Here is a 747-nt window from a genome sequence, read left to right as displayed (position 1 = left end):
CGGCTATCAGCCTCCCTTCGCTGCGAAAAAAACAGTGCAGATTTCTCTGCACCGTCTCAATCTCTTGTTTTCTGTTTTTTGATGTCTATTCTTCTGCTTCCTCTGGATCTGTTGCTTCCGGCTCTTCCGTTTCCAGTTCTCTGGAAAATAAATCCTCGGTTACCTGTACTGCTACGGTTCTTAACTCTGCCATGTTCGTCTTTTCTCCTTTTCTTGTCATGTGTTCTTCGATTACCATTTCAAGGTATTTTGGTATGCTGATTCCTAACTCTTCGACCTCCAGCTTTAGCCTCTCATGCAGCTCTACCGGAATCTTTCCGCATATGTTTTTCATCTCCACTGCGTTTGTTCTCCTTTCTTTTTTCTACACACAACATACCCTAAAACGTGACAGAAAGCTATTCACAATACCCAACGAATATGAGGCTTTCAAAAGCCCCCAAAGGATGCAGATCTAATAACATTCAATAGGCATCACCCCTTTCAAAAACCGTGATTTATACTAATTTGACTGCTTGAATTTTGGCTATTTTATCACCGGAAAAGACTTGACTTTTTCAGAATGCATTCTCTAATCCGGAGAGAAAATCCAGCATCTGGGATGGGATTTCTTCCTTATTTGAAACACTTTCCCCGGAGCCTGAAATGGAAACACCTGCCAGTTCTTCCCGGATTGCCTGCCGGATGCTTTCCTCCAGCTGGTTGTTTTCCTGATCTTTTAAGATCACCTGAACCAGATAGCTGCTC

1 protein-coding gene and 1 pseudogene are annotated in these 747 nt (G+C 42.8%); both read right to left on the bottom strand.

The annotated features are described in order from the left end of the window. Nucleotides 1–85: 85 nt before the first annotated feature. A complete protein-coding gene (locus LIQ05_RS19400) occupies nucleotides 86–340 on the bottom strand; it encodes a hypothetical protein (protein WP_226822937.1) in 255 nt (84 codons plus the stop codon). Nucleotides 341–557: 217 nt separating this feature from the next. After that, nucleotides 558–747, bottom strand: a pseudogene (locus tag LIQ05_RS19395) (plasmid segregation centromere-binding protein ParR); the annotation flags it as partial.

It is taken from the genome of Blautia glucerasea, assembly GCF_020537505.1.
Lineage (GTDB): Bacteria > Bacillota > Clostridia > Lachnospirales > Lachnospiraceae > Blautia_A.
Note: the sequence above shows the minus strand (reverse complement) of the source record. Positions and strands in the feature narration are given on the sequence as shown.